At 70.2% G+C, this 22032-nt stretch carries 24 protein-coding genes and 1 tRNA gene; 14 read left to right on the forward strand and 11 right to left on the reverse strand.

Annotated elements, in window-relative coordinates; genetic code table 11:
• Window positions 1–408: 408 nt before the first annotated feature.
• The gene (locus tag AB0M83_RS13100; RefSeq protein ID WP_364516482.1) at window positions 409–1890 is read left to right on the forward strand and encodes a helix-turn-helix transcriptional regulator; all 1482 of its coding nucleotides are present in this window, start codon (window positions 409–411) and stop codon (window positions 1888–1890) included.
• On the opposite strand, the gene AB0M83_RS13105 is transcribed toward AB0M83_RS13100, so the two are convergent.
• The 3 genes from AB0M83_RS13105 to AB0M83_RS13115 all read right to left on the reverse strand — a co-directional run bounded on the left by AB0M83_RS13105 (window position 1879) and on the right by AB0M83_RS13115 (window position 4313).
• On the reverse strand, window positions 1879–2229 hold the full coding sequence (locus tag AB0M83_RS13105; RefSeq protein WP_364516484.1) for a signal peptidase I: 351 nt from the start codon (window positions 2227–2229) through the stop codon (window positions 1879–1881). The genes AB0M83_RS13100 and AB0M83_RS13105 overlap by 12 nt on opposite strands.
• Window positions 2226–3788: a transcriptional regulator gene (locus AB0M83_RS13110; RefSeq protein WP_364516690.1), complete on the reverse strand. Its 1563-nt coding sequence runs from the start codon at window positions 3786–3788 to the stop codon at window positions 2226–2228. The genes AB0M83_RS13105 and AB0M83_RS13110 overlap by 4 nt, the downstream gene beginning before the upstream one ends.
• 144 nt (window positions 3789–3932) lie before the next feature.
• On the reverse strand, window positions 3933–4313 hold the full coding sequence (locus AB0M83_RS13115) for a helix-turn-helix transcriptional regulator (protein WP_020640049.1): 381 nt from the start codon (window positions 4311–4313) through the stop codon (window positions 3933–3935).
• 156 nt (window positions 4314–4469) lie between these two features.
• On the opposite strand from AB0M83_RS13115, the gene AB0M83_RS13120 reads away from it, so the two are divergent.
• From AB0M83_RS13120 to AB0M83_RS13155, 8 genes are read left to right on the forward strand one after another with little or no spacing between them, the layout of a single operon-like run.
• Window positions 4470–4658, forward strand: a complete 189-nt coding sequence (locus tag AB0M83_RS13120) for a helix-turn-helix domain-containing protein (protein ID WP_084093921.1) — start codon at window positions 4470–4472, stop codon at window positions 4656–4658.
• Entirely contained in the window at window positions 4655–4990 is a 336-nt protein-coding gene (locus AB0M83_RS13125) for a WhiB family transcriptional regulator (RefSeq protein ID WP_364516486.1), read from the forward strand. The genes AB0M83_RS13120 and AB0M83_RS13125 overlap by 4 nt, the downstream gene beginning before the upstream one ends.
• Window positions 4987–5316, forward strand: a complete 330-nt coding sequence (locus AB0M83_RS13130) for a hypothetical protein (protein ID WP_364516488.1) — start codon at window positions 4987–4989, stop codon at window positions 5314–5316. Before AB0M83_RS13125 ends, AB0M83_RS13130 begins: the two co-directional genes overlap by 4 nt.
• Window positions 5313–6002, forward strand: a complete 690-nt coding sequence (locus tag AB0M83_RS13135) for a hypothetical protein (protein WP_364516490.1) — start codon at window positions 5313–5315, stop codon at window positions 6000–6002. The genes AB0M83_RS13130 and AB0M83_RS13135 overlap by 4 nt, the downstream gene beginning before the upstream one ends.
• Window positions 5995–8130 carry a cell division protein FtsK gene (locus AB0M83_RS13140; protein ID WP_364516492.1) on the forward strand — a complete coding sequence of 712 codons (2136 nt, stop codon included), beginning with the start codon at window positions 5995–5997 and terminating at the stop codon, window positions 8128–8130. Before AB0M83_RS13135 ends, AB0M83_RS13140 begins: the two co-directional genes overlap by 8 nt.
• Window positions 8127–8291 (forward strand): hypothetical protein, encoded by a 165-nt coding sequence (locus AB0M83_RS13145; RefSeq protein WP_364516494.1) that lies wholly within the window; start codon window positions 8127–8129, stop codon window positions 8289–8291. Before AB0M83_RS13140 ends, AB0M83_RS13145 begins: the two co-directional genes overlap by 4 nt.
• Entirely contained in the window at window positions 8281–8436 is a 156-nt protein-coding gene (locus AB0M83_RS13150) for a hypothetical protein (protein WP_364516496.1), read from the forward strand. Before AB0M83_RS13145 ends, AB0M83_RS13150 begins: the two co-directional genes overlap by 11 nt.
• Before the next feature lie 48 nt (window positions 8437–8484).
• Window positions 8485–10035: a recombinase family protein gene (locus AB0M83_RS13155; protein WP_364516498.1), complete on the forward strand. Its 1551-nt coding sequence runs from the start codon at window positions 8485–8487 to the stop codon at window positions 10033–10035.
• Here AB0M83_RS13155 and AB0M83_RS13160 read toward each other — a convergent pair.
• The 3 genes from AB0M83_RS13160 to AB0M83_RS13170 all read right to left on the reverse strand — a co-directional run bounded on the left by AB0M83_RS13160 (window position 10017) and on the right by AB0M83_RS13170 (window position 12831).
• Window positions 10017–10100, reverse strand: a tRNA-Leu gene (locus AB0M83_RS13160). The two genes, AB0M83_RS13155 and AB0M83_RS13160, sit on opposite strands and share 19 nt — an antisense overlap.
• On the reverse strand, window positions 10066–11853 hold the full coding sequence (locus tag AB0M83_RS13165) for an AfsR/SARP family transcriptional regulator (RefSeq protein ID WP_364516500.1): 1788 nt from the start codon (window positions 11851–11853) through the stop codon (window positions 10066–10068). The genes AB0M83_RS13160 and AB0M83_RS13165 overlap by 35 nt, the downstream gene beginning before the upstream one ends.
• Before the next feature lie 36 nt (window positions 11854–11889).
• Window positions 11890–12831 (reverse strand): NmrA/HSCARG family protein, encoded by a 942-nt coding sequence (locus AB0M83_RS13170; RefSeq protein ID WP_364516502.1) that lies wholly within the window; start codon window positions 12829–12831, stop codon window positions 11890–11892.
• 154 nt (window positions 12832–12985) lie between these two features.
• On the opposite strand from AB0M83_RS13170, the gene AB0M83_RS13175 reads away from it, so the two are divergent.
• Window positions 12986–13765: a cellulose-binding domain-containing protein gene (locus AB0M83_RS13175; protein WP_364516504.1), complete on the forward strand. Its 780-nt coding sequence runs from the start codon at window positions 12986–12988 to the stop codon at window positions 13763–13765.
• Here AB0M83_RS13175 and AB0M83_RS13180 read toward each other — a convergent pair.
• The 3 genes from AB0M83_RS13180 to AB0M83_RS13190 form a co-directional block, all read right to left on the reverse strand.
• Window positions 13737–14789: a cytochrome P450 gene (locus tag AB0M83_RS13180; RefSeq protein ID WP_364516506.1), complete on the reverse strand. Its 1053-nt coding sequence runs from the start codon at window positions 14787–14789 to the stop codon at window positions 13737–13739. The genes AB0M83_RS13175 and AB0M83_RS13180 overlap by 29 nt on opposite strands.
• Before the next feature lie 58 nt (window positions 14790–14847).
• A complete protein-coding gene (locus AB0M83_RS13185; protein ID WP_364516508.1) occupies window positions 14848–14976 on the reverse strand; it encodes a tryptorubin family RiPP precursor in 129 nt (42 codons plus the stop codon).
• 83 nt (window positions 14977–15059) lie between these two features.
• Complete coding sequence (locus AB0M83_RS13190; RefSeq protein ID WP_364516510.1) at window positions 15060–15953, reverse strand: LysR family transcriptional regulator; 894 nt, start codon at window positions 15951–15953, stop codon at window positions 15060–15062.
• 96 nt (window positions 15954–16049) lie between these two features.
• Between AB0M83_RS13190 and mdlC the strand changes: the two genes are divergently transcribed.
• The 3 genes from mdlC to AB0M83_RS13205 are packed head-to-tail and all read left to right on the forward strand — an operon-like array spanning window position 16050 to window position 20285.
• Window positions 16050–17624, forward strand: coding sequence for a benzoylformate decarboxylase (gene mdlC / locus AB0M83_RS13195; RefSeq protein WP_364516512.1), 1575 nt, complete (start codon window positions 16050–16052; stop codon window positions 17622–17624).
• A 2-nt stretch (window positions 17625–17626) separates the two neighbouring features.
• Window positions 17627–19054 (forward strand): benzaldehyde dehydrogenase, encoded by a 1428-nt coding sequence (locus AB0M83_RS13200; protein ID WP_364516514.1) that lies wholly within the window; start codon window positions 17627–17629, stop codon window positions 19052–19054.
• 19 nt (window positions 19055–19073) lie between these two features.
• Window positions 19074–20285 carry an aromatic acid/H+ symport family MFS transporter gene (locus AB0M83_RS13205; RefSeq protein WP_364516516.1) on the forward strand — a complete coding sequence of 404 codons (1212 nt, stop codon included), beginning with the start codon at window positions 19074–19076 and terminating at the stop codon, window positions 20283–20285.
• On the opposite strand, the gene AB0M83_RS13210 is transcribed toward AB0M83_RS13205, so the two are convergent.
• Window positions 20286–20459, reverse strand: a complete 174-nt coding sequence (locus tag AB0M83_RS13210; protein WP_364516518.1) for a hypothetical protein — start codon at window positions 20457–20459, stop codon at window positions 20286–20288. It lies immediately after the preceding gene.
• A gap of 57 nt (window positions 20460–20516) precedes the next feature.
• The gene (locus AB0M83_RS13215; RefSeq protein WP_364516520.1) at window positions 20517–21125 is read right to left on the reverse strand and encodes an HSP18 transcriptional regulator; all 609 of its coding nucleotides are present in this window, start codon (window positions 21123–21125) and stop codon (window positions 20517–20519) included.
• Window positions 21126–21231: 106 nt separating this feature from the next.
• On the opposite strand from AB0M83_RS13215, the gene AB0M83_RS13220 reads away from it, so the two are divergent.
• Window positions 21232–22032 (forward strand): ANTAR domain-containing protein, encoded by an 801-nt coding sequence (locus tag AB0M83_RS13220; RefSeq protein WP_364516522.1) that lies wholly within the window; start codon window positions 21232–21234, stop codon window positions 22030–22032.

The raw sequence follows: 22032 nt of genomic DNA on the forward strand, positions 1-22032 counted from the left end.
CGCGACGCGCGCGGAGGCGTTCACGAGTTCACGACACGTCGGACATGAACGGTCGGCCGGTGCCAGGCAGGAGTGAATCAGCACTTCGTGGCCGCAGAGAGATTGATACCGGCCTTGCTGAAGACGGATGCCACGCAGGAACTCGTCGTCCGTGACCGCGTGTGTCAGGCCGTCCATGACGCACCGGTACCAGCTGACGTAGAGCGCTGAATGCAGCGACCTGCAGCTAATGCCTGTCACGTCCCCTCCCTTCGACCTCACGAGTTGATGAAATCAGTCAAACGGGAGTCAGATTCGACGACCAGAGCAGCGGGGCGGCAGTTGTGTGGCGCGTACGTCGCACTAGCCCATCTGAGCTGCAGTTACTACTGCTACATTGATCTGGTCACGCGGGGTTGGAGGTCGGTTATGCCCACAGGGCGACGTCGGGAGGGGCTGATCTCAGCTCGCAAGGTCGCCGGCTTTACCCAAGAGGGTCTGGCGGACGTGCTGCATGTCGACCGGTCGACCGTTGCTCGCTGGGAAGCCGGCGACTACGTGCCACTCCCCTACCTTTGGCCGAAGCTCGCGAACGTGCTCGGTCGTTCACGAGACGAGTTGCAGGGCCTGATCGGTCCGAGCGCCGTCACGCGGGAGTTCAACCCCGACGACTCGTTCGAGCCGGTGTTCACGTGGCTCGATCGGCACACCGGGTGGCCGCTGGGGCGAGCCCGTGAACAGGTGTGCGCGAGCGCAGCCATCTCGACTCGGGACCGGCCGAATCCGCCGCGAAGCGTCATCTCAGATGCTCTGGCTGATTACTACGCACCTCCGACCAGCGACTACCGGCCATACGCCGCGCACTGCGGTCGGGTGGAGGTGACCACCAGCGTCCTTACGCGGCCGGCGTGGCTGGATCTCGCCTGCTCGCTGACGGCCACGGGCGAGCAGACCGCCTTCGAAGGTGGAGGCGCGCGGCCGCCGGCGGCGGTTGACGAGCGAGCTGCGGTGCTGCGTCTCGCGGACGCCGCAGCGTCCGGCATCCGGATCACCGACGTTCCCCTGTACCGGCTGCTCGATGTCGACCCGCAGCCCGGAGCACTGCGGGCGAAGGTCGGGATCGCGTCGTTCGTCGAGTACGCGCTTGGCGTCGATCTGCTGGAACGCGAGTTGACCGAGCACTTGGCGAGCGGTCGCACCGCACGTCCAGGACACATGCCGCTCCGGGACCGCCAGCTGCCTGACGTGGCCGCAGTACTCGACCTGCCCGGGCGTCTCTGCGCGGGTGGCGTGCTGGCATTGACGGCTATCGCGCGGCCAGCGGACCCGTTTCGTGGTCACGCCGACTTCGTGCTGCTGGTCCAGAAGCGGTCCGCGCAGGTCGTGAACACGGCCGACCGCCTGTCGGTGATTCCGAAGAGCTTCCACGGGCCGCTCGCGGACCGGCGAGCGGACGCCCGGATCGGCGTCACCTTGCGCCGTGAGCTTGAGGAGGAGCTGTTCGGCAGGACGGACGTCGACCGGTCCGCCGGAGATCTCCGGGTCGCCAATCCCATGCATCCGACCAGGCTTTCCGCGCCGATGCGGTGGTTGACCGAGCAGCCGGGACGGCTGCGGATGGAGTGCACCGGGTTCGGACTCAACCTCGTCAGCGGGAACTACGAGTTCGCCAGCCTGGTCGTCATCCAGGATGAGGAGTTCTGGCCGCGGTTCGGTGGCGACGTTGAGGCGAACTGGGAGGCTGCCGGTCTTCAACAGTATTCGACGCTGGACGGCGACTTGGTCACCGAACTGATCGGTGACGAAAACTGGAGTAACGAAGGACTGTTCGCCTTTCTCCAGGGATTACGTCGACTCGCCGAGATCGGCGGCGATCGGGTGCAACTTCCCGTCGTCGAATTAAGTTGCTGAAGGCCAGCGGGCGGTCAGGACAACCGAATCCGCCAACGCTTCCCAAGAATGGTCAATTCCGGGCCCCCACATCACGTAGTCACCCTGGCGTGTCATAATCTTGCCGCCGCCAGTGACCTCTACGCGGAACTCGCCGGAGATCAGCATCACCAGCGTGGTCCGCTGGTCGTCGGACGTCCACTCGGGACGCTTGTCCCCGGCAGGGTGGTTAGCCCACTTGACTTCGACGTCCTTCGAGGCGCGGACGCCCTGCGACGGGTCGATGAAGTGGCCGACCAACCAGCCGCGCGTGTCCGCCGCGTCTTCGTTGGCGTTGCCGGCGGTCCAACCGTCGCTCACTGGCCTATCTCCCATTCGATCGCGGGCAGTTTCACACGCTCTCCGCCGATTTCCGCAAGGCGTCGAAGTCCTTGCGTCATGGCGAACAGTCCTTCGTTGCTCCACGCTACATCACCCAACAACTCGGTGACGAGTTCCGCATCAGTAGTCGAATACTGACGAAGAGTCGCTGATTCCCAGTTTGCTTCGACCACTCCGCCGTAGCGCGTCCAGAATTCTTCGTCGTCGATGACGATGAGGCTGGCGAACTCATAGTTGCCGCTCACGAGGTTCAGGCCGAACCCGGTGCACTCCATGCGTAGGCGGCCGGGCTCGTCGAGGAGCCAGCGCATCGGCTCGGTGAGCCTGGTCGGGTGCATCGGGTCCGCGGTCAGCGTGTCGGCGACAGTGTTGTCAGCGTCCGGCCGGCCGAACAGCTCCTCTTCCATCTCGCGTCGCAGGGTGGCGCCGATCTGGGTTTCTCGCCGTACGTCGGTGAGTGGCTGGTGGAAGCCCTTCGGGATGACGGCGAGCCGGCGCGTGGCGTTGAGTACGTGGCCGGAGCGCTCCTGGACCAAGAGCACGTAGTCCGCTTCGCCGCGGTACGGGTCGGCCGGCCGAGCGATGGCCGTCAAGGCCAGGGCTCCGCCTGCGCAGAGTCGGCCGCCGACGTCCAGGACGGCGCCGACGTCCGGGAGGTAGCGATCACGCAGGGGCAGCGACGTCGTGTCGCCTGACGCGAGCGCGTCGAGCAGCTCGCCTTCGAGCAGGTCCATCGTCAGGGCGTAGTGCACGAAGTGGTCCACGCCGAATGTGCCGCCGAGATGACGTTCACGGATGTCCGTGCTCAGCAGCCGGTAGAACGGCGCGTTCATGAGCCGCGTGTTCATGGCCACCGTCTCGGCCAGCCGGTTAACCGCTGCACTCGTCGCGTGCTCGTCGAGCACTTCCCGCGGGTCTGGCCGGGCGCTTGCGATCGTGAGCCCGTCGTGCGGCGGGCGTAGCTCGCACGCCAGATCGAGCCAATCAGCGCAGGTCAGAAGGCTGGTGTTCACGGCCTGCTCGCCGCAGCTTCCGGCATACAAGCCGTGGTCACCGTGACGTCGACCGTAGTACTCGGCGAGCGCGTGGGTCACGGAGCGCTGGTCGACCCACGCGCGGCGAGTGGCCCGGGCGTACGCCTCCTGCGCATCGACGTGCGCGGCCTGCTCGGCTACTGCGCGGCGTGCAGCGCCAGGACTCCGGTAGGCGTGCTGGTCGAGCCATTCGAGAGCCGCGCCGATGTGGGGGTCCGCGGCAAGTCGTCGGTCGGCTTCCTTCGTGTCCGGCCTGGTTTGGGCGGCCGGCCCGTCGCCGGTCAGCTCGGCGAAGCGGGCTCGCTCGGCGTCCGACGCCCGCTCATACGCGGTGTCGAGGACCTGCTGCATCTCCGACTGCGGGCGAAGGTCCGGCTTCTGGTGCCAGGACGCGACCGTACGCGCGCCGATTCCGAGCTTCTCGGCGAATTTCTCATTGCTCAACCGCAACGCGGATTGCAGCGCCGACGCTGACCGTCCGGTCCAGCCACCTACCCCGCTCATTGCCGCCCCAAAGCGCTCTTGTGCAGCGGATATGCAGTAGTTGCGCACTGCTTCTGCACTGGTTGTGCATGGGATCGGACGTCGTTTCGGCCTTGAATTCTAGGTATGGAAATCACCTGGTTCACCAGCCCGAATCGCCCGCCGCTAACGCTTCGGCTTCACGTGCTCGACCACGGTCGCAAGGCTCGTTTGGACGTCCTCCAGCCGGTCGGTGATCTCGGCCAGGCGCTGTTCCAGCGCGTCCAACCGGGACCACAGCTCGTGGCCGTCGTCGGCCGGCTCGTCCGGGTGCGGCGGTGTGCGGTTTTGCAGCACGGCCAACAGGTGCTGCGGGTGCCAGCCCAGGGTCGTGGACAACGCTTCGAGCGTGCGCGCGCTCCGGCGGCGCTCAACCGTGTGGTGCTGGAGCTCGCGCACGATCGCCTGCGACACGTGCGACCGCTCGGCCAGCTCGCGTTGTCGCCAGCCGAGTTCGTTCACGCGCATGTTGATCGCCTTGGCGACTGCCGCCCAGTCCTCCGTCACGTATTCCTCCGCGCTCCGCCTCAGCGCCGAGATTAGCGGTTCTTCAAGCCTTCACCACGTCGCCTAGCACTTCGTCGGCAGCGCGTCGGACAAACGCGTACGTCGACGAGCTGAAATCAGCAACATAGTCTTGAAATCATCAGATTGGCCTTTCTCATGAACTCGCACATCACCTTTCACACCATTCGAGAAGCGGCCTGGCTGCTTGGCGTCTCCCGCGCTGCAGTCAGCCGGGCGATTCGGACGCGCGAGCTGCGCGCTACCCGCTGCCGTTCCGGTCTTCGGGTGTCGTCGACCGAGTTGGCTCGTCTGCTCGGGTCGCGTCAGGCCGGAGGTGCCGCATGAGCGCCGACGACCTGCAGTTGATCGGGACCGCGTGGCGGCTGGATCGGCTGCGCTGGGTTCCGACCCAAGGCCTGACCGACGTCGTAACCAGTGAAGGAGTCTCCATGTGGCCCCCGCCGGACGACGGGCCACCCGACGCTGACAGCGACGGCGAGCTGGCTGAGCGGCTGTGTGGCGGATGCCCTGTCCGGGACGAGTGCCTGGAGCTGGAGTTGCGGACGGCCGGCCTCGACACGGTCGGCGTCTGGGGCGGGATGACCGACGACGACCGGCGCGCCCTGCACCCCGTCTGGCTGCGGCGCGGCGAACGGACCGATCGGGGTGCGCAATGAACGGGCTCACCGTGACGCCCACGCAGATTCTCGCCGGTGTCGGCATGCTGCTCGTGCTGTTCTGGGTCTGGCGTGCCGGTTCCCGCCGAGCGAAGGCCGCCGCCGAAGCTGCTCGGAGCGGGGCGCGGCTCGTGTCGCTGGTCGGGCGGGTGTTGTTCAACGCCGGGCTGATCGTCGCTGTTCAGTGGGTCGTGATCGCCCATCCGGGGAACCCGTGGCTCCTGTTCGCCGTGCTCGGGTTGCCTGCGCTGTTCGCGTCCTACGCGCTGACTCGTGCCATGACGGTGACCACCGTCGACACGTCGAAGCGGGATGGTCGGCGATGAACCGGGCGCAACGGCTTGCGCAGGACGCGGCCGAAGCGGCAGAGGTGCGCGCTTACCAGACCGATCCGGACGTCGTTGCGCTGCGGATCGAGCGGGTGCGGCGGCAGGTCGACTGGATGTGCTGGTCCGGGATCGTGCTCGGGCTCGCGTTCACGATGACCAACGTCCAGGGTTTCGCGTCGGCCGGGACCCGGCCGGGGTCGCTGCCGTGGCTGGCCGCGTGGGTGCTGGACCCGACCGTCTCGCTCGTTCTGCTGGCGATTCTGCGGGCCGAGCAGGTCACTGCGCGGTACCAGGTCCGGACCGGTGTCTGGGTGCGGCGGGCGAAGTGGTTCACGCTCGCAGCCACCTACGTCATGAACACCTGGACGTCGTTCGCCGCCGGCGAGGCTGCCGCCATCGTGCTGCACTCGGTGCCGCCGCTCGTCGTGTTCGTCGCCGTCGAGGCGATCACCGACCTGCGGGACAAGCTCACCGATGCCGTGCTGGTCGCAGCTGAACGGCGGCCCGTTCAGCAGGATACCGGGCGACGGGTGCTGTTTGCCGACTACCTCGCTATCGCTCGGGAGACCTGGACGCCGGACGTCGAGATCACGCCGGCGTGGGTGCGGAGGGCTACCGGCTGCTCGCGGGGCCTCTCTCCCCGGCTGGCGCGGGCGCTGCGGTCGGAGGTGGGCAATGGCTGACTCATTACCGGTCAAAGCCGATCCCGTATTCGACGGCGAGTTGATCGACGACACGTTGCCTCAACCGCGTCGGCGAGAGCCGAAGACGAACCGCTTCGTCCGGTGGTGGCGGCACTCACCGCGGGTGCCGTTGTGGCTGAAGAGCAAGCCTCAGGCCGTCCAGGCGGGCAAGGACGCCTTCGTCGGGCTGGTGAAGTCGCCGTGGCGGTACATCGGCGCGGTCGTTCGCGGGCTGGTCGTCGGGGTGCGGTGGTGGCGCGGGTGGGGCACCGTCCGGGACTACCGGACAGCGGCTGAGGAGTCCGAGAAACTGGCCGACAAGTTCACGGAGATTCGGGCACTCACCCTGTTCCGCTGGAAGGTGACCGGTGCCGTCCTGGTCGTCGCGATCGTTGGGGTGGCCGTCGTTGACCTGGTGTACGGCACCGATCCTCTATGGATCGGCGGGGCCGCCGCCTCCTTGGCGCTCGCGATACTTGGGCGCAAGAAGGACGGCAGTCCCGGCCGCAAGCCGGCGCTCGCGGGCCCACGGACGCTGACCTGGACGATGGATCCCCAGGTCCTGGTGGACGCGTTCCGGGACGCGAAGCTGATCGGCAAGGACGAGGCGTTGCGGCTCGTCGAGCGCGCGACGCGTGTCGGCGACGGCTGGGCGGTCACCGTCGACCTTCCTGCCACCCGCAAGGCGGCCGACGTGGTGAAGAACCGAGACGCACTCGCGTCAGCGCTCGCCGTCGATGAGGTCCAGCTGATCGTCGAACGGGTCCGCGGCAACGGTGGGCACGCCGGACGGGTGTCGATGTGGGTGGCTGATGAGGACCCGTACGCTTCGCCGCCGTTGCGGACGCCGCTGCTCGGGGTGGCGCAGTGGGATGCGTGGCGGCCGATTCCGTTCGGACGGGATGCGCGGGACCGGCGAATTGACCTGCCGCTGGTGTGGACGTCCCTCCTGGTCGGTGCCATCCCCCGGCAGGGCAAGACCTTTGCCGCCCGGCTCGCGGCGGCCGGGCTCATCCTGGATGCGTGGGTACGTCTGTACGTGGCGGACTTCAAGGCCGGGAAGGATTGGGACGCGGCCGGCCTGGTCGCGCACCGGTTCATGTCCGGCGATGAACCCGAACACGTTCTGGCGCTTGTGGACTGGCTGATTGAGCTGGTCGGTGAGGTTCAGGCGCGGTTCCGGCGGATGCGCGGCCTGGACGACCTCACGTGTCCGGAATCGAAGGTCACGCCGGAGATGTCCCGCGACAAGGCGCTGAACATGCCCATTACGGCCATCTTCATCGATGAGGTTCAGGTTCCCCTAGAAGACCGCACACCCGTTGACGTGCAAGGAAAGAAGCTCACCGCAGGCGAGTACGTCGGCGAGCTGCTGACGTGGCTGGCGAAGAAGGGACCGGCCGCCGGGATCGTGCTCGTACTGGCGACACAGCGACCGGACTCGAAGACGATCCCGTCCGGTCTGCGGGCGGTGCTCGGGTCGCGGTTCGCGCTGCGGGTGATGGACTGGCGCGACTCGAACATCGTGCTCGGCGAGCAGATGAACACGCGCGGGTTCGACTCGTCTCGACTGCTGCCCTCTCACAAGGGAGTGGGCATCTTGCGGCCGGACGGCGACACGTCAGCCGGCGCGGATGTGCTGGCCATGACGGTTCGGACGTACTACATGCCGAACGAGGACTGGCGGACCATCTGCGAGCAGGGCCGGACGCTGCGCGAAACGGCTGGGACGCTCACCGGACACGCGGCCGGACAGGACACCATGCCGGTACTCGACCACGCAGCCGCGGTGAAGGCAATCGGCGCAGGTCACGCGGTTGACGCGGTTCAGTCACCTGGTGAGCTGCCCGAGGTGCTCGCGTCGCTCGTCGAGTACCTGGGCGATGACCTGAGCCCGGACGGCAGGGACTTCGTACCAACGGCCGAGCTGTTGAGCGCTCTGGAGATCGACGGGAAGACGTTCGCGCAGCAGATGACCGACGCGGGATGCCGACCGACGCGAGACCGCGTGACCAGCGAAGACGGCGAGACACGGCAGGTACGCGGGTACCTTATGGCTGAAATCAGGAGCGCCATCGACCGCGCGACCGCTGGTACCGGGGCGACAGACGAGGACGATCAGCGATGAGCGCCGATCGTTCCGAAGATCCGCCGATCCGGGTTATCCTACCTGCGGGATTGCCTGAGCTGACGCCTGCTGTCGCGCGTGCACTACTGGCCGTTCTGATCGAGGTTACTGAGGTGCCGGTGCTGGACGTTCCGGCGGAGGAGGTGAACCGTGGCAGCTGAAATCATCAGCGACCCGTGGTCGACTCTGGACGACATCCTGGGTCTGGAGATCGCCGACGTGGTGGACGACGGCATCGGGACGTTGGCGGCTTACGGTCGGTGCTCGACAGAGGACAACCAGGACCCGGAGACGTCGCGTGGTTGACAGGTCGGGAACGCGCGCAAGTTCGTCGAACCGCTTGGCGGGCGGATCGTGGCGGAGTTCTTCGACATAGGGCAGTCGCGGTCCGTCCCATGGGAACGGAGGACAGAGGGGTCGCGGCTGCTCGCGGCATTGAAGGATCCGCGACGCGGCTGGGACGCGATCGTGGTTGGCGAGGGCACCCGTTGTTGGTTCGGCAACCAGTTCTCCCTTATTGCGCCGAAGTTCGCCGCGTATGGCGTGGATCTGTGGGTGCCGGAACTGGGCGGGAAATACAACGCGCGGAACCCGTCGCACAAAATGCTCATGAGCGTGCTCGGCGGGATGAGCGAGTCCGAGCGCCAGCACGTTCAGGCGCGCGTCCGTGCGGCGATGGACGCGCAGGTGATCAACGAAGGGCGGCACCAGGGCGGCCGGGCGCCGTACGGGTACGTCGTCGTCGACAGTGGACCCCACCCGAATCCGCGGAAGGCCGCCGAGGGGTTCAAGTTGCGCGCGTTGGCGCTCGACGAGACGACGGCGGACGTGGTGCGCCGGATCTTCGCCGAGTACCTGGACGGCAACGGTGACCGAGCGATCGCCAACATCCTCAATCGCGACGGCATTCCCTGTCCCTCCGCGCATCGGCGGGATCAGAATCGACACCGGCTCGCGGACGGCTGGCAGGGCAGTTCAGTGCGGGCAATCCTGGACAACCCGCGATACACCGGTTACGCGATTTTCGGGCGCTGGACGAAGCATGAGACGTTGCTCGACCCTGAGGACGTCGCTGCGGGCCACGTGGTGCGGTTCAAGCGCGCTGCTCCCGACCGGATCGTACGGTCGCGCGTGCAGGCACATCCGGCGATCGTGTCCGTGGAGACGTTCACGCAAGCTCAGCTTCTCCGCCGGACGAAGTCGGCGGGTGGGTTGAAGACGGCGCGCAAGGCCGAGCGCGGCGGCCGGAAGACTGCGCGGGCGTATCTCCTGCGCGGGCTGCTCCGATGCGGGGTGTGTGGCCGGAAAATGCAAGGCGCCACGATCAGGAAGGGCGCCTACTACCGCTGTACCGCGCGCACGATGGCGCCGGGCTCTTTGAAGCTGGCGGACCACCCGAAGACGGTCAACCTGCGCGAAGGCGTGGTCGTCGAGGTGATCAACGGATGGATTCATGAGCTGTTCCACCCGGATAACCGCGACCGAACGGCGGCCGCGCTACTCGGATCGGATGGCAGTCAGGCCAACGGCGGTCCGCTTGAAGCCGCGCGAAACCGGCTGGCGGACGCGGAGGCGAGGCTTCAGCGGTATCAGGCCGCGATCGCGGCCGGCGTCGAGCCCGAAGCACTCGTCGACCCGATCAACCAGGCACAGGCTGAACGAGCCGCCGCGAAAGCCCAGATCGAGAGCGTCCCAGCCGACTCGACGGTAAGCCGAGCGGAGGTCTACGCGAGGATCGATGCACTCGGCGACGTCTGCGGAACCCTGGCCGACGCGACCACGGCTGGCATGAGCCGCCTGTACCGAGCGCTGAACCTGGAGCTACGCTACGAACCAAAAGAGCTGGCCGTCTATGCGACGACCAGCCCGGGTGTAGATAGTGCGTGTGTCCGAGGGGGGACTTGAACCCCCACGCCCGTTAAGGGCACTAGCACCTCAAGCTAGCGCGTCTGCCATTCCGCCACTCGGACCTGCTGAAGAAAGAGTATACGGCCGCCCGGTGGGGTCGTTCAGGGGGGTCTGGATCCGGCCGGATGCGGGCTCTGGCATCATCGGCGAGTTTTGGATCTGCTGCATCGATTCAGCGCCGCGGCTCCGGGCAAACATGCGGACCGGCTCCTGGTAGCTGTAGCGGGACGGGCCGGCCGGGTCCAGTAAATGCGCGTCCACCAGGGACTCCAGCAGGGTTGTCGTGTCCGCCAGGCCCAGCTCCAGGACCTCGGACGCCGTCTCTGCCGAGAACGTCGGGAATGCTGACAACCTCGAGAATGCCCGGGCCTGCCAGGGAGTCAGCTCCGCCAGCGCCGACTCGTACGGCTTCTCGATCGCCTGGCACTCCGGGGGTGTAGCCGGCGCGCCCGGGGCCGGGCGGCCCACTCGCTCCAGTGCCTCGGCCAGTGTCCAGGCCGGGCGGGCCGCCAGGCGTGCGCCTACTGCCTGGATCACCTGGGGCAAACCCGCTGTGTGGGACAGCAGCGTTCGTGCCTCCGGCAGCTCGCGGTTCACCCGCTCCGGGCCCAAAAGTCCAGTGAGCAGGGCCACCGAGTCCGGGAGATCCAGGCCGCCCAGTTTGGTCCAGTGGGCGTGGGCCAGGTCGTACCGGCGGCGGCGGGCCGTGATCATCACCGCCGGGCCTCCGGCTCCCGGGAGCAGGGAACGGAGGTCGTCCGTGGGGCGGGCGTTGTCCAGGATCACCAGCAGCCGGCGGCCGGTCGTTCGGGTTCGCCACAGGGCCGCGCGTTCGCTCAACGAAGGCGGGGCGTCCGGCACACCGATGCCGCGCAGCAGCTCCGACAAGGGGTCCGCTGACGTGGACATGTCCAGGAACAGGCGGCCGTCCGGAAAACTCGAGGTCAGGGCGTGACCCAGGTGGACCGCCAAGGTCGTCTTGCCGATGGCCGCCAGGCCCTCGATACCGACTACCGAAGACCTGGTCAGTGCTTCGGAGAGCGCCGCGATCTCCGGCACGCGGCCGACGAACTCCGGGAGGTCCGGGGGCAGCTGCGACGGGCGGGACATCGGCGCCAGCGACGGGTCCGCCGCGAGGATGCGGCGCTGCATCTCCTGCAGTTCGGGGCCTGGGTACAGGCCCAGTTCGGACTCGAGGAGGCGCTGCGTCCGGGCGTAGACGTCCAGGGCCTCGGCCTGGCGGCCCGAGCGGTACAGCGCCAGCATCTGCAGCTCGCGAGGCCGCTCGCGCAACGGCTGCTCCGCGATCAAGCCGGACAGAACCGCCACCGCTTCGACGTGCCGACCGGCCTCGATGTCGGCCGCCGCCAGGTCCTCGAGGGCTGTCGAGCGCAGCTCCGCGAGACGCACGCGTGCGGCCTCCGCGTAGTCGCCGTTCATCCCGGCCAACGGCGTGCCGTGCCACAACAGCAGCGCCGCGCGCAACGACTCGGGGTCGGACGAAGACAGCAGGCGCTCGAACTCCGTGACGTCCAGGGCGGCCGGCCGGATCGCGTAGCCGCCGCCGGCGGACTCGATCGGGACGCCCGCGTGGCGCAGGCGGGACACGTACGAGCGCACCATGCCGATCGCCGCCCGCGGCTCGGCGCCGCCCCACAACGCCGAGACCAGCTGGGACGGCGACAGCGGCGTGCCCTCCTGCAGGAGCAGCACCGCCAGCGCCGCCCGCTGCTGGGGCGGGCCCAGCTCGACCTCGGCGTCGCCGCGCCACGCCCGGACCGGGCCCAGGACTTCGAACCGCATCGCTTCGGTCACGCAGAGCGCAACCGGCCGATGCGGAACGGTATTCCGTCACAGTCCCTGGAAGGCCTCCCGGTGCCCGGCGAGCCAGGTCGCGAAGTCCTGCAGCCGCGGGTTCAGCTCCCGCACCGCCTCCGGGTCGCGCGCGCCGGCGAACGCGTCTTCGTGCTCGGTGTAGTAGAAGAACATGTTCGCGAGGTCGTCGGCGCCCGGGAAGCCCGCCGCCCGCAGCGCCTCGACGCTCATCGGCCGGTAGGCGACGTCGGTGCCGAGTTCCTTGGCGAACGCCGCCGCGTACTCCTCGCCGGTCAGGTTCTCGCCCGAGATGCTGATCGTCTCCCCCGCCAGCGACGGGCCCTTCGCCAAGACGCCGAACGCCGTCCGGCCGATGTCCTCCGCGGCGATGCCCGGCAGCCGGCGGTCGGCCATCGGCAGGTGCAGCGCGAGGACGCCGTCGTCGTCGCGGACCGGGCGGAAGAAGTCGACGAAGGCCTCGAAGTAGAACGTCGTCGAGAGGAACGTCGTCGGCACACCCGCCTCGACGAAGTACTTCTCGGCCTCGGCCTTGCTGTCGAAGTGCGGCACCTTGTACCGCTCGTGGAGTGTCGGCACGTGGTCGTCGCGCAGGTGCAGGCGCGTGTCCGGCAGGGTCGACCAGATCACGTGCCGCAGCCCCGCGGCCTTCGCGGCCGCCGCCATCGCGCGGGCCTGCTGCTGCTCACGCTCGACGGAGTTGTACTCCCAGAACGCGGTGACCAGGTAGGCGCCGTACGCGCCTTCGAAGGCCTTCGTGAGGCTCGCTTCGTCGTCGAGGTCCGCGGCGACGACTTCGGCGCCTCGCGCGGCCAGTGCCTTCGCGGCCGGCGAATCCGGGTTGCGCGTGAGCGCACGCAGGGCGAACCGCCGCTCCGGGTCGTCGAGGATCGCGCGGGCCACCCCGCCACCCTGCTGGCCGGTCGCGCCCACGACGGCGATGATCTTCTGCTCGGACATCGGGAACCTCCTGGGATCGGGCCGGGCGTTCCGGCCACCGCTCCAGGTAAGCGCGGCGAGATGCACGGCGGGTGCACGCCGCGTGCACGCGGTTTACAAGACCCGCCCAGGTTTCTAGGATTCGCCGGTCGGGCCGCAGAACTGGAGGATCCGGATGGCGCGTGCCGGTCGGCGGCAGGACGACGAGATCTCGGTCGCCGAGCTGCTCCGCGAGACCGGAGCGACGCCGCGCTCGCTCGGCGGGCCGCCCGAGACCACGCCCGCCCGCGACGAGGACACCGGCGACGGCTACCGCGAACGCCTCGAGCAGCGCGCCCGGGAAGCGGCCGCGGCCCAGCAACGGGCCGGCCGGCGGATCCGGTGGGTTTCCGCGATCGCCGGCGCCGTCGTGGTGCTCGGCAGCCTCGTGGTCATCGCGGTCGCGTCCGAAAGCTCCCCGGGCCGGCAGGCGGCGCTCGCCCCGGACTCGCTCGCACCCGCGACGACTCCACGGCCGACGACGCCGGCCCCGGCGAGACCGAGTCCGACGCCGAGTCCGACGCCGATCCCGACCGTGCTGCGGCAGACCGAGGCTCCCCCACCCCGCACCCAGGCGCCGCCGCCCGTCGAAACCGCGCCGTGCGTCGTGCGCTTTTCCGTGACGGACCAGTGGAACGACGGCTTCACCGCCGGCGTCGCCATCACCAACAAGGGCAGCGCGACGCTCTCGCCGTGGACGCTGTCCTGGACGTTCACCGCCGGTCAGCGGGTCACCCACGGCTGGGACGGCAAGTACGGCCAGAGCGGCAGCCGCGTCACGGTGACCCCCGAGTCCTACAACGCCACCCTCGCACCGGGCGCGACCGTCGGCACCGGCTTCAACGGCGCCTTCGACCACGGCAACCCGGCGCCCACGGCGTTCACCCTCAACGGCGCCCGCTGCGACGTGGGCTGACGACCTTCACGTCGGCCAGCTCCAGCAGGCCGTCGAGCTCGACGTGCGCGCGAGTGCGCCGCGGATCGGGCACCAGGCCCTCGGCGCGGACGACGTCGAGCAGCCGGCTCGCCAGCGGCAGCACCAGGTGCCGGCCCCAGCAGCGCTCGGTGACGTGCCCGAACGGCAGGTAGCCCGGGTGGCGGTCGGCGTCGAGGTCCGCCCAGCGCCGCGGCCGGAACTCGTCCGGCGCCTCCCAGAGCTTCGGTGAGCGGTGGCTCAGCAGCGGCAGCAGCAGGACGTCGTCGCCCGCGGTGATGCGGGCGTCCACCTCGGTGAACTCCGGTGAGCGGACGCGCAGGATGTTCCACGACGGCGGCAGGAGCCGCAAAGTCTCGTTGATGACGTGCTCGTTGGGGACGTCGTCGTCGAACGGCGCGCCCAGCCAGACCGCGTTGGTCACCAGCGCGGCGACGGTGAAGCAGATCGGCCCGGCGACCCGGCGGTAGAGGTACATCCGGAAGCGCCGCTCGGCCAGGGTTTCGGCGGCCACAACTTGGCGCGCGAGGGTGGACAGCGGCACGTCGGCAGCGGGCGGGCGGACCAGCGCCGCGCCGGCGGTGACGGCCGACCACGTCAGCTTCGGCGTCAGCTCGAGGCGGCGGTCGACGAGCACGCGGAACCGCCGGAGCTCCGGGCCGAAGACGAACCGGCGCAGGTAGTCGTGGGGCACGGCCGGCCACGCGCCCGTGAGGTCGGGGCGGTCGGCGGGCCGCTTCAGCGCGGCGCGCACGTCCGCGCCCAGGGCCTGCATCAGGCTCGCGGACTCGGCGCGGGTCACCTCGCGGCCCAGCACCGGCTTGAACGTCGGCCGCTCCTCCGCGCCGGCCGGGCGGGCGCGCAGGACGGCGTCCATCAGCTCCGGATCGGCGATCCCGACGGTGTCCGGTTCGAGCCGGAAGAGCGCGCTCTCGCGGTGGTCGCGCAGCAGGCGTTCCAGGCGGGGCGCGAAGACGACCGCGCGGTGGGCGGGGGCGATGACCACGTTCGGCACTCCTCGGGGAAAAACGGCCGGTCCCGGTGACCGGGACCGGCCGCGGTGATCAGATCCAGCCGTACCAGGCGTAGGCCTTCAGGCTTTTCTTGGGAAGCGCTTTCTTGACCAGGCGGACGAGCTTCACCGGATTCCTCCCTAGCTCGGTTGTCAGAACCGTGATCGACACTGGCAGCACCGGATCGGTTCCGCACGAAGCACTACACGTTCGGCCCAGATCTTTCGGCGGGAAAAGGGCACGCAAGAAAAATGCGTGTTAAATCAACCGAGCACTTCACGCATGAATGTCACAAGCCAATGCTGTGCCGGGCTGCGCGCGTGCGTGTGGCGCGTGTACACCGAAACCTGCGCGGGCTCCACGTCCATCGGCAGCTCGAACAGCCGGACGCGGTGCTGGGCCGCGAACATCTCCGCCACCAGGCGCGGCACCATCGCGACCAGCTCGCCGTCCTGGACCAGGTACGGCAGGGCCGCGAACCGGGTCACCTCCAGGACCACCCGGTCGAGCAGCCCGCACGCCTCCAGCGCGCGGCGGGGGCCGTCGTGGCCGGTCGGGCCGAACACCGTCACGTGGCGCTCCGCCGCCAGCTCGTCGAACTCCACCGACGAGCCCAGGCGCGGGTGATCGGCCGCGACCATCCCCAGGTAGCCCTCGGAGAACAGCGGGACCCGCGCCACGCGCTGCGAGCTGATCAGCGGCGACGCGATGAACGCGTCGATCTCGCCGCGGCCGAGCTGGTCGGCCGCGCGGTCGACGTCCAGCGGCCGGACGGTGAGCGTGACGCCGGGTGCCTGCGCGGGCAGCGCCGCCATCAGGCGCGGCAGCAGCGAGATCTCCCCCAGGTCCGACAGGCACAGCGTGAACGCCGCCCGGGCCGTCGACGGCGAGAACGACCACGCGCCGCTGACCGCCGTCTCGATGCCCGACAGCGCGCTGTGCAGCGGTTCGTAGAGCGCGCGAGCCGTCGTCGTCGGCACCAGGCCGCCGCCCGTGCGGCGGAACAGCTCGTCGGAGAACCGGCGCCGCAGCTTCTGCAGGCTGTAGCTGATCGTCGGCTGCGTGACGTGCAGGGACTCCGCCGTCGCGGTCACGCTGCGGGTCTCGTAGAGCAGCACGAACGTGCGCACCAGGTTGAGGTCGAAATCCCGCATCATCGATCCTGTCTATATGAGTAGACGACAACATTTATTGGAACACAGGCGGGCGACCTCCCTAGGGTCTGGGCCAACCCGTCCGAGGAGGACTCGCGCATGCCCACCGCCCGCCGGCTCGCCCATGAGTTCCTGCACCGCCGAGGCCTGACCACGATCTTCGGCAACCCCGGCTCCAACGAGCTCCCGTTCCTCACCGAGCTGCCGGACGGCTTCCGGTACGTCCTCGGCCTGCACGAAGGCGCCGTCGTCGGGATGGCCGACGGCTACGCCCAGGCGACCGGCCGGCCGGTGCTGGTCAACCTGCACGCCGCCGCCGGCTCGGGCAACGCGATGGGCGCGCTGACCAACGCCGTCTACTCGCGCTCTCCCCTGGTGCTCACCGCCGGCCAGCAGGTGCGGGCGGCCATCGGCATGGAGGCGATGCTCGCGAACGTCGACGCCACCCAGCTGATGCGTCCCCTGGCCGGCTGGTCCGGCGAGCCGAGCTGCGCCGCGGACGTCCCGCGCTCGCTCGCGCAGGCGGTGTTCGAAGCCGAGCTGCACCGGCGCCCGAGCTACCTCTCGGTGCCCTACGACGACTGGGCCGCCGAGCTGGACGCGAACGCCGCCGTGACGCTGGACCGAAGCGTCCAAAGAGGACTCACCCCGAGCGGGAGCCAGCTCGACGACCTCGCCGCGAGCGTCGCCGCGGCGAAGAACCCGGCGCTCGTCCTGGGCGGGGACCTCGACGCCACCGGCCTGTTCGACCGGGCCGTCGCGCTCGCCGAGCACCTCGGCCTGCCGGTCTGGGTCGCGCCGTCGCCGCACCGGCTGCCCTTCCCCAACCGGCACCCGCTCTTCCGCGGCGTGCTCCCGGCCGGCATCGCGCCGGTCTCGGACGCGCTGACCGGGCACGACCTCGTGCTCGTCCTCGGCGCGCCGGTGTTCCGCTACCACCAGTACGTGCCCGGGGCGTACCTGCCGGAAGGCACGCGGCTGATCCAGGTCACCGACGACGTCGGCGCCGCGGCCCGCGCGCCGATGGGCGAGGCGCTGGTCGCGGACTCCGGGCCGGTGATCGAGGCGCTGCTGGCCAAGGTGCCCGCCCGGACGTGGACCGGTAGCCACGCCGTGAACCCGGAGCCCAGGACCGGCGAAAAGGCGCTGCACCCGGAAGAGGTCTTCGCGGCGCTGCGCGCGACCCAGCCGGACGACACCCGCTACGTCGTCGAATCGACCTCGACGAACTCGGCCTGGTGGCGGCAGCTGGACCTGCGCCGCGAGGGCTCGTACTTCTTCCCCGCCGCCGGCGGGCTCGGGTTCGGCCTGCCCGCCGCGGTCGGCGTCGCCATGGGCAGCCCGGACCGCCCGGTCGTCGGCGTCATCGGCGACGGCTCGGCGAACTACGGCATCACGGCGCTGTGGACGGCGGCGCACTACCGCGTCCCCGTCACGTTCGTGATCCTGCGCAACGGCGTCTACGGCGCGTTGCGGTGGTTCGGCGAGTTGCTCGGGACGCCGGACGTGCCGGGCACCGAGATCCCCGGTTTGGACTTCACCGCGATCGCCGCCGGGTACGGCGTTCCCGCCACCGCCGTCACCGACCTCGACCACCTGCACACCGAACTCAAGACGATCCCGGACGGCCCGCGGCTGCTCCAGGTCGACACCGAACCGACCTCCCCGGAGTGATCATGACCCTGCTCGACGAAGACTTCCTCCGCGGTACCGGCGGGACCCACCCGGTCGTCGAACCGGCCACCGGGGAAACCCTGGGCGGCGTGGGCATCGCGACGCCGGACGACGTCGCGAAGGCCGCTTCGACCGCCGCGGCGGCCCAGCGTGACTGGGCCCGGCGCAAGCCCGCGGAGCGCGCCGCGGTGCTGCGCCGCGCCGGGGAACTGTGGGAGGCGCACGCGGCCGAGGTACAGGACTGGATCGTCCGCGAAGCCGGTTCGACGCGGCCGAAGGCCGGGATCGAGACGGAGATGGCGGCCGGGATCTGCTTCGAGGCCGCGGCCTTGCCGACCCACCCGCGCGGCGAGGTGCTGAGCACCGGCGAACCGCGCTGGTCACTGGCCCGCCGCGGCCCGGCCGGGGTGGTTTCGGTGATCTCGCCGTTCAACTTCCCGCTGATCCTGGCGATCCGCTCGGTCGCGCCCGCGCTCGCGCTCGGCAACGCCGTGCTGCTCAAGCCGGACCTGCGCACCGCGGTGTGCGGCGGGGTGAGCCTGGTGCGCGTCTTCGAGGAGGCCGGGCTGCCCGAAGGACTGCTGCACCTGCTGCCCGGCGACGCCGCCGTCGGCGCGGCGGTGGTCGACGCGCCCGAGGTGTCGGTCGTGTCGTTCACCGGGTCGACGGCCGCCGGGCGCAAGGTCGGCGAGGCCGCCGCGCGGGCGCTCAAGCGCGTGCACCTGGAGCTGGGCGGGAACAACGCGCTCGTCGTGCTGCCGGGTGCCGACGTCGCCAAGGCCGCGTCCGCCGGCGCGTTCGGCTCGTTCCTGCACCAGGGCCAGATCTGCATGACGACCGGCCGCCACCTCGTCCACGAGTCCCAAGTGGACGAATACGTCGAGGCCCTCGCCGAGAAGGCGCGCCGGCTGCCGGTGGGCAACCCGGCCGCGGGCGACGTCGCGCTCGGCCCGATCATCGACGACCGGCAGCTCGCGCACGTCACCGACGTCGTCGACCGCAGTGTCGCGGCCGGCGCCCGCGTGCTGGCCGGCGGCAAGCCCGACGCGCCGTACTACCCGCCGACCGTCCTCTTCGGACTCTCCGACGACACACCCGCGTGGCGCGAGGAGATCTTCGGCCCGGTCGCGCCGGTGCGCGCCTACCGCGGCCTCGACGAGGCCGCGCGGATGGTCAACGATTCCGAGTACGGCCTGTCGGTCGGCATCCTCGGCGACGTCGGCACCGCGATGACGCTGGCCGACGAGGTCCGCTCGGGCAAGGTGCACATCAACGAGCAGACCGTCGGCGACGAGCCCACCGCGCCGTTCGGCGGCGTGGGTGACTCCGGCAACGGCTCCCGCTTCGGCGGCGCCCAGGCCAACATCGAAGCCTTCACCGAGACCCAGTGGCTGACCGTCCGCGCGGACATCGCGGGCTACCCCTTCTGATTCCCCCAGGAGTACGACGATGACGACGACGTCACCCGCCCGTACCGCGTGGACGGCGGTCCTCTGCTGGCTGACCGTCCTGCTCGAGGGCTACGACCTGGTCGCGCTCGGCGCCACCATCCCGACCCTGCTGAAGAGCGGCTACCTCGGCTTCACCGCGGCCGGCGCGACGGCGGTCGCCACCGTGTCGCTCGTCGGCGTCGCGGTCGGCGCGGCGTTCCTGGGCCCGCTCACCGACCGCTTCGGCCGCCGCGTCATGCTCATCGGCTCGGTGCTGCTGTTCTCGCTGTTCACCCTGCTGACGCCGCTGGCGCCGAACGTCGCGACGTTCGGGATCTTCCGGTTCGTCGCCGGGCTCGGCCTCGGCGCGTGCATGCCGGTGGCGCTGACCGTCATGTCGGAGAACCTGTCCGCGCGGCGGCGGGCCAGCGCGAGCACGTTCACGATGACGGGGTACCACGTCGGTGCGGTGCTGACGTCCATCCTCGCGCTGTACGCCAAGGACGACTGGCACCTGCTGTTCTACGGCGGCGGGATCGTCGGCCTCCTGGCCGTGCCGCTGATGTGGTGGAAGCTGCCGGAGTCGGCGGCCTACCTCGCGTCCCGGGAGGACGCGGCGGCCGAGCGCGTCGGCCTGCGCGACCTGCTGGGGGCGCGGTTCCGGCGGATCAGCATCGCCGTGTGGACCGGCTCGTTCATGGGGCTGCTGCTGGTGTACGGGCTCAACACGTGGCTGCCGCAGCTGATGCGCACCGCGGGCTACCCGATTTCGACGTCGATCACGCTGCTGCTGGTGCTCAACATCGGCGCGGTGCTCGGGCTGGTGCTGGCCGGCACGATCGCCGACCGGTTCGGCATCCGGCCGATCGCCCGGATCTGGTTCGGCGCGGGTGCGGTGCTGCTCGCGGCGCTGAGCCTGCGCATCGGCAACGCGTTCGTGCTCAACGCGGTCGTGCTGCTGACCGGCGTGTTCGTGTTCTCCGCGCAGGTGCTGATCTACGGGTACGTGGCGCAGGCGTTCCCGGCGCAGGCGCGCGGCACGGCGCTCGGGCTGACGTCGGCGGTCGGGCGGCTCGGGTCGATCCTGGGGCCGTTCGTGACGGGCGCGCTGGTCACGGCCGGCGTCGCGTACCCGTGGGGGTTCTACTTCTTCGCCGTCGTGGCCGCGTTCGGGCTGGTCGCGGTGCTGACGCTGCGGAGCGAGGCGCCCATGGAACCCGCGGCCGTGTAGTCAGGTCGTTTCCTCGGGGCGGCGGCGCATGGTGGGCTCGGGGGCCTCGGTGCGGCGGTCGGAGTCCCTCAGCACTTCACGGGCCTGCGCTTCGGGGTCGGCGCTGTCGGCGGCTTGTTCTTCCGGCAGCAGCTCGGCGCGGGTTTCGGTGCGGTCGGGGATCTTGTCGTCCATGCCGGGGTGGTACCCGCTGACACGCGGGCTCAGACACCGGCCCACGCCGCCGCGTCGTCAGTCCTTCGCCGCCCGCCGATGGCCCGCCTCGCGGCGGAGGCGGTTCGTCTCGTCCGAGATCTGCCCGAGCTGCTCCGCCAGCCCGGCGTGAGCGCCGGTCAGGTGGGGCCGGGCCGCGGCCAGCGGCGGCAGCAGCGTCGCCGGGTCGTCGTCGCCCAAGGCCGCCCCCAGCCGGTCCGCGCTCTCCTGGGCCGCCGGGCCGAGGCCGTCCAGTGCGCTCACCCGGCCGGCGAGCTGGCGCAGGATCACCGAGTTGCGGCGCGCCCAGTCGGCGACCGCCCGGTCGCCCGCCCGGCGGTCCCGCTCCGCGTCGACCCGGGCCTCGCCCGTCTTCTCCCCGGTGTTCGACGGCTGCAGCCGCAGGTAACGGCGTTCCGCGGCCTGCCGGCTGGCCACGCCGAGCGCCGGCGCCAGCGCCACCCAGCTGGCACCCGCCGCACGGGCCGCGGTGATCAGCTCCGGTTCCCAGCGGGCGAGCTCCTCGCGCAGCATCCGCAGGCCGGCCAGCGCGGACAGCAGCCGATCCTGGTCCGCCACGCCGGCGCGCGCGGCCTCGACCGCCTGGTGGATCCGGCGTAGCGCACCGGCGGGATCACTGGCGTCCATCCGTCATCCTTTCGACGACCCGGTTCTTGTCATCATTTTGACGACATGCTAGAACAAGAGTGTGTGGTGACGCCAGAGCCGCCGAGTCCTGGAGGGTGAACGCAGGGTGACACAGCATCGCGTGACCCTCGAACCACCCGCGACGGACGAGCACGCGCCCGTGACCGCCCTGCTCGAGGAACTCCTGGCGCGGATCGCCGCCGACGTGCCCGGCACCCTCGGCGCGGCGGTTTCCGTGGACCACGACGGAAAGCCGCTGCACCTGGTCGCCACCCACGGGCTCGCGGCCACCTTCGTCCCGGCCCAGCTCGACGGGCTCGGCGGCCCGGTCCCGACCGCCGGCCGCACAGGCGAGCCGGTCGTCACCGCCGACGTCTTCGCCGACGAGCGCTGGCCGTCGCTCACCTTGAGCGGCCTGATCGAACGCCACCCCGAGCTGACGGCGGACTGGTCGCGCGTCCGCGGCGCCGCGGCATTGCCCGCCCCCTGGGACGCCGAGGACAGCCTGGTCCTGTCGGTGACGCTCGACCGGCCCGCCACCCAAGAGACCGTGGAAGTGTTGCGGCGCAACGAAAGGCTCACGGCGATGGCGCTCGTCGTCGCCGAAGCGGCCCGGCCGGACCGGACCGAGCAGATGCTCGATCTCCTGCAGTCGCGGGCCGCACTCGAGGAGGCGAAAGGCATCGTCATCGCGCTGCGCCGCTGTGACCCCGACGAGGCCTGGGAGACGCTCAGACGGGCGAGCCAGGAGTTCAACGTCAAGGTGCGCGAACTCGCCGTGGCGCTGGTGGAACTGCTGGCCGGAGCCCCGGCGCCGCAACCCGGCGGCGACCGCACGATCCGTCCGGGACGCGCGGCGCGCACCGCCGCCGAGCAGGTGCTGCGGGCGTTCGAGGCCGGCCGGTAA

Origin of the sequence: Amycolatopsis sp. NPDC051106, assembly GCF_040682775.1 — a bacterium.
Taxonomy (GTDB): domain Bacteria; phylum Actinomycetota; class Actinomycetes; order Mycobacteriales; family Pseudonocardiaceae; genus Amycolatopsis.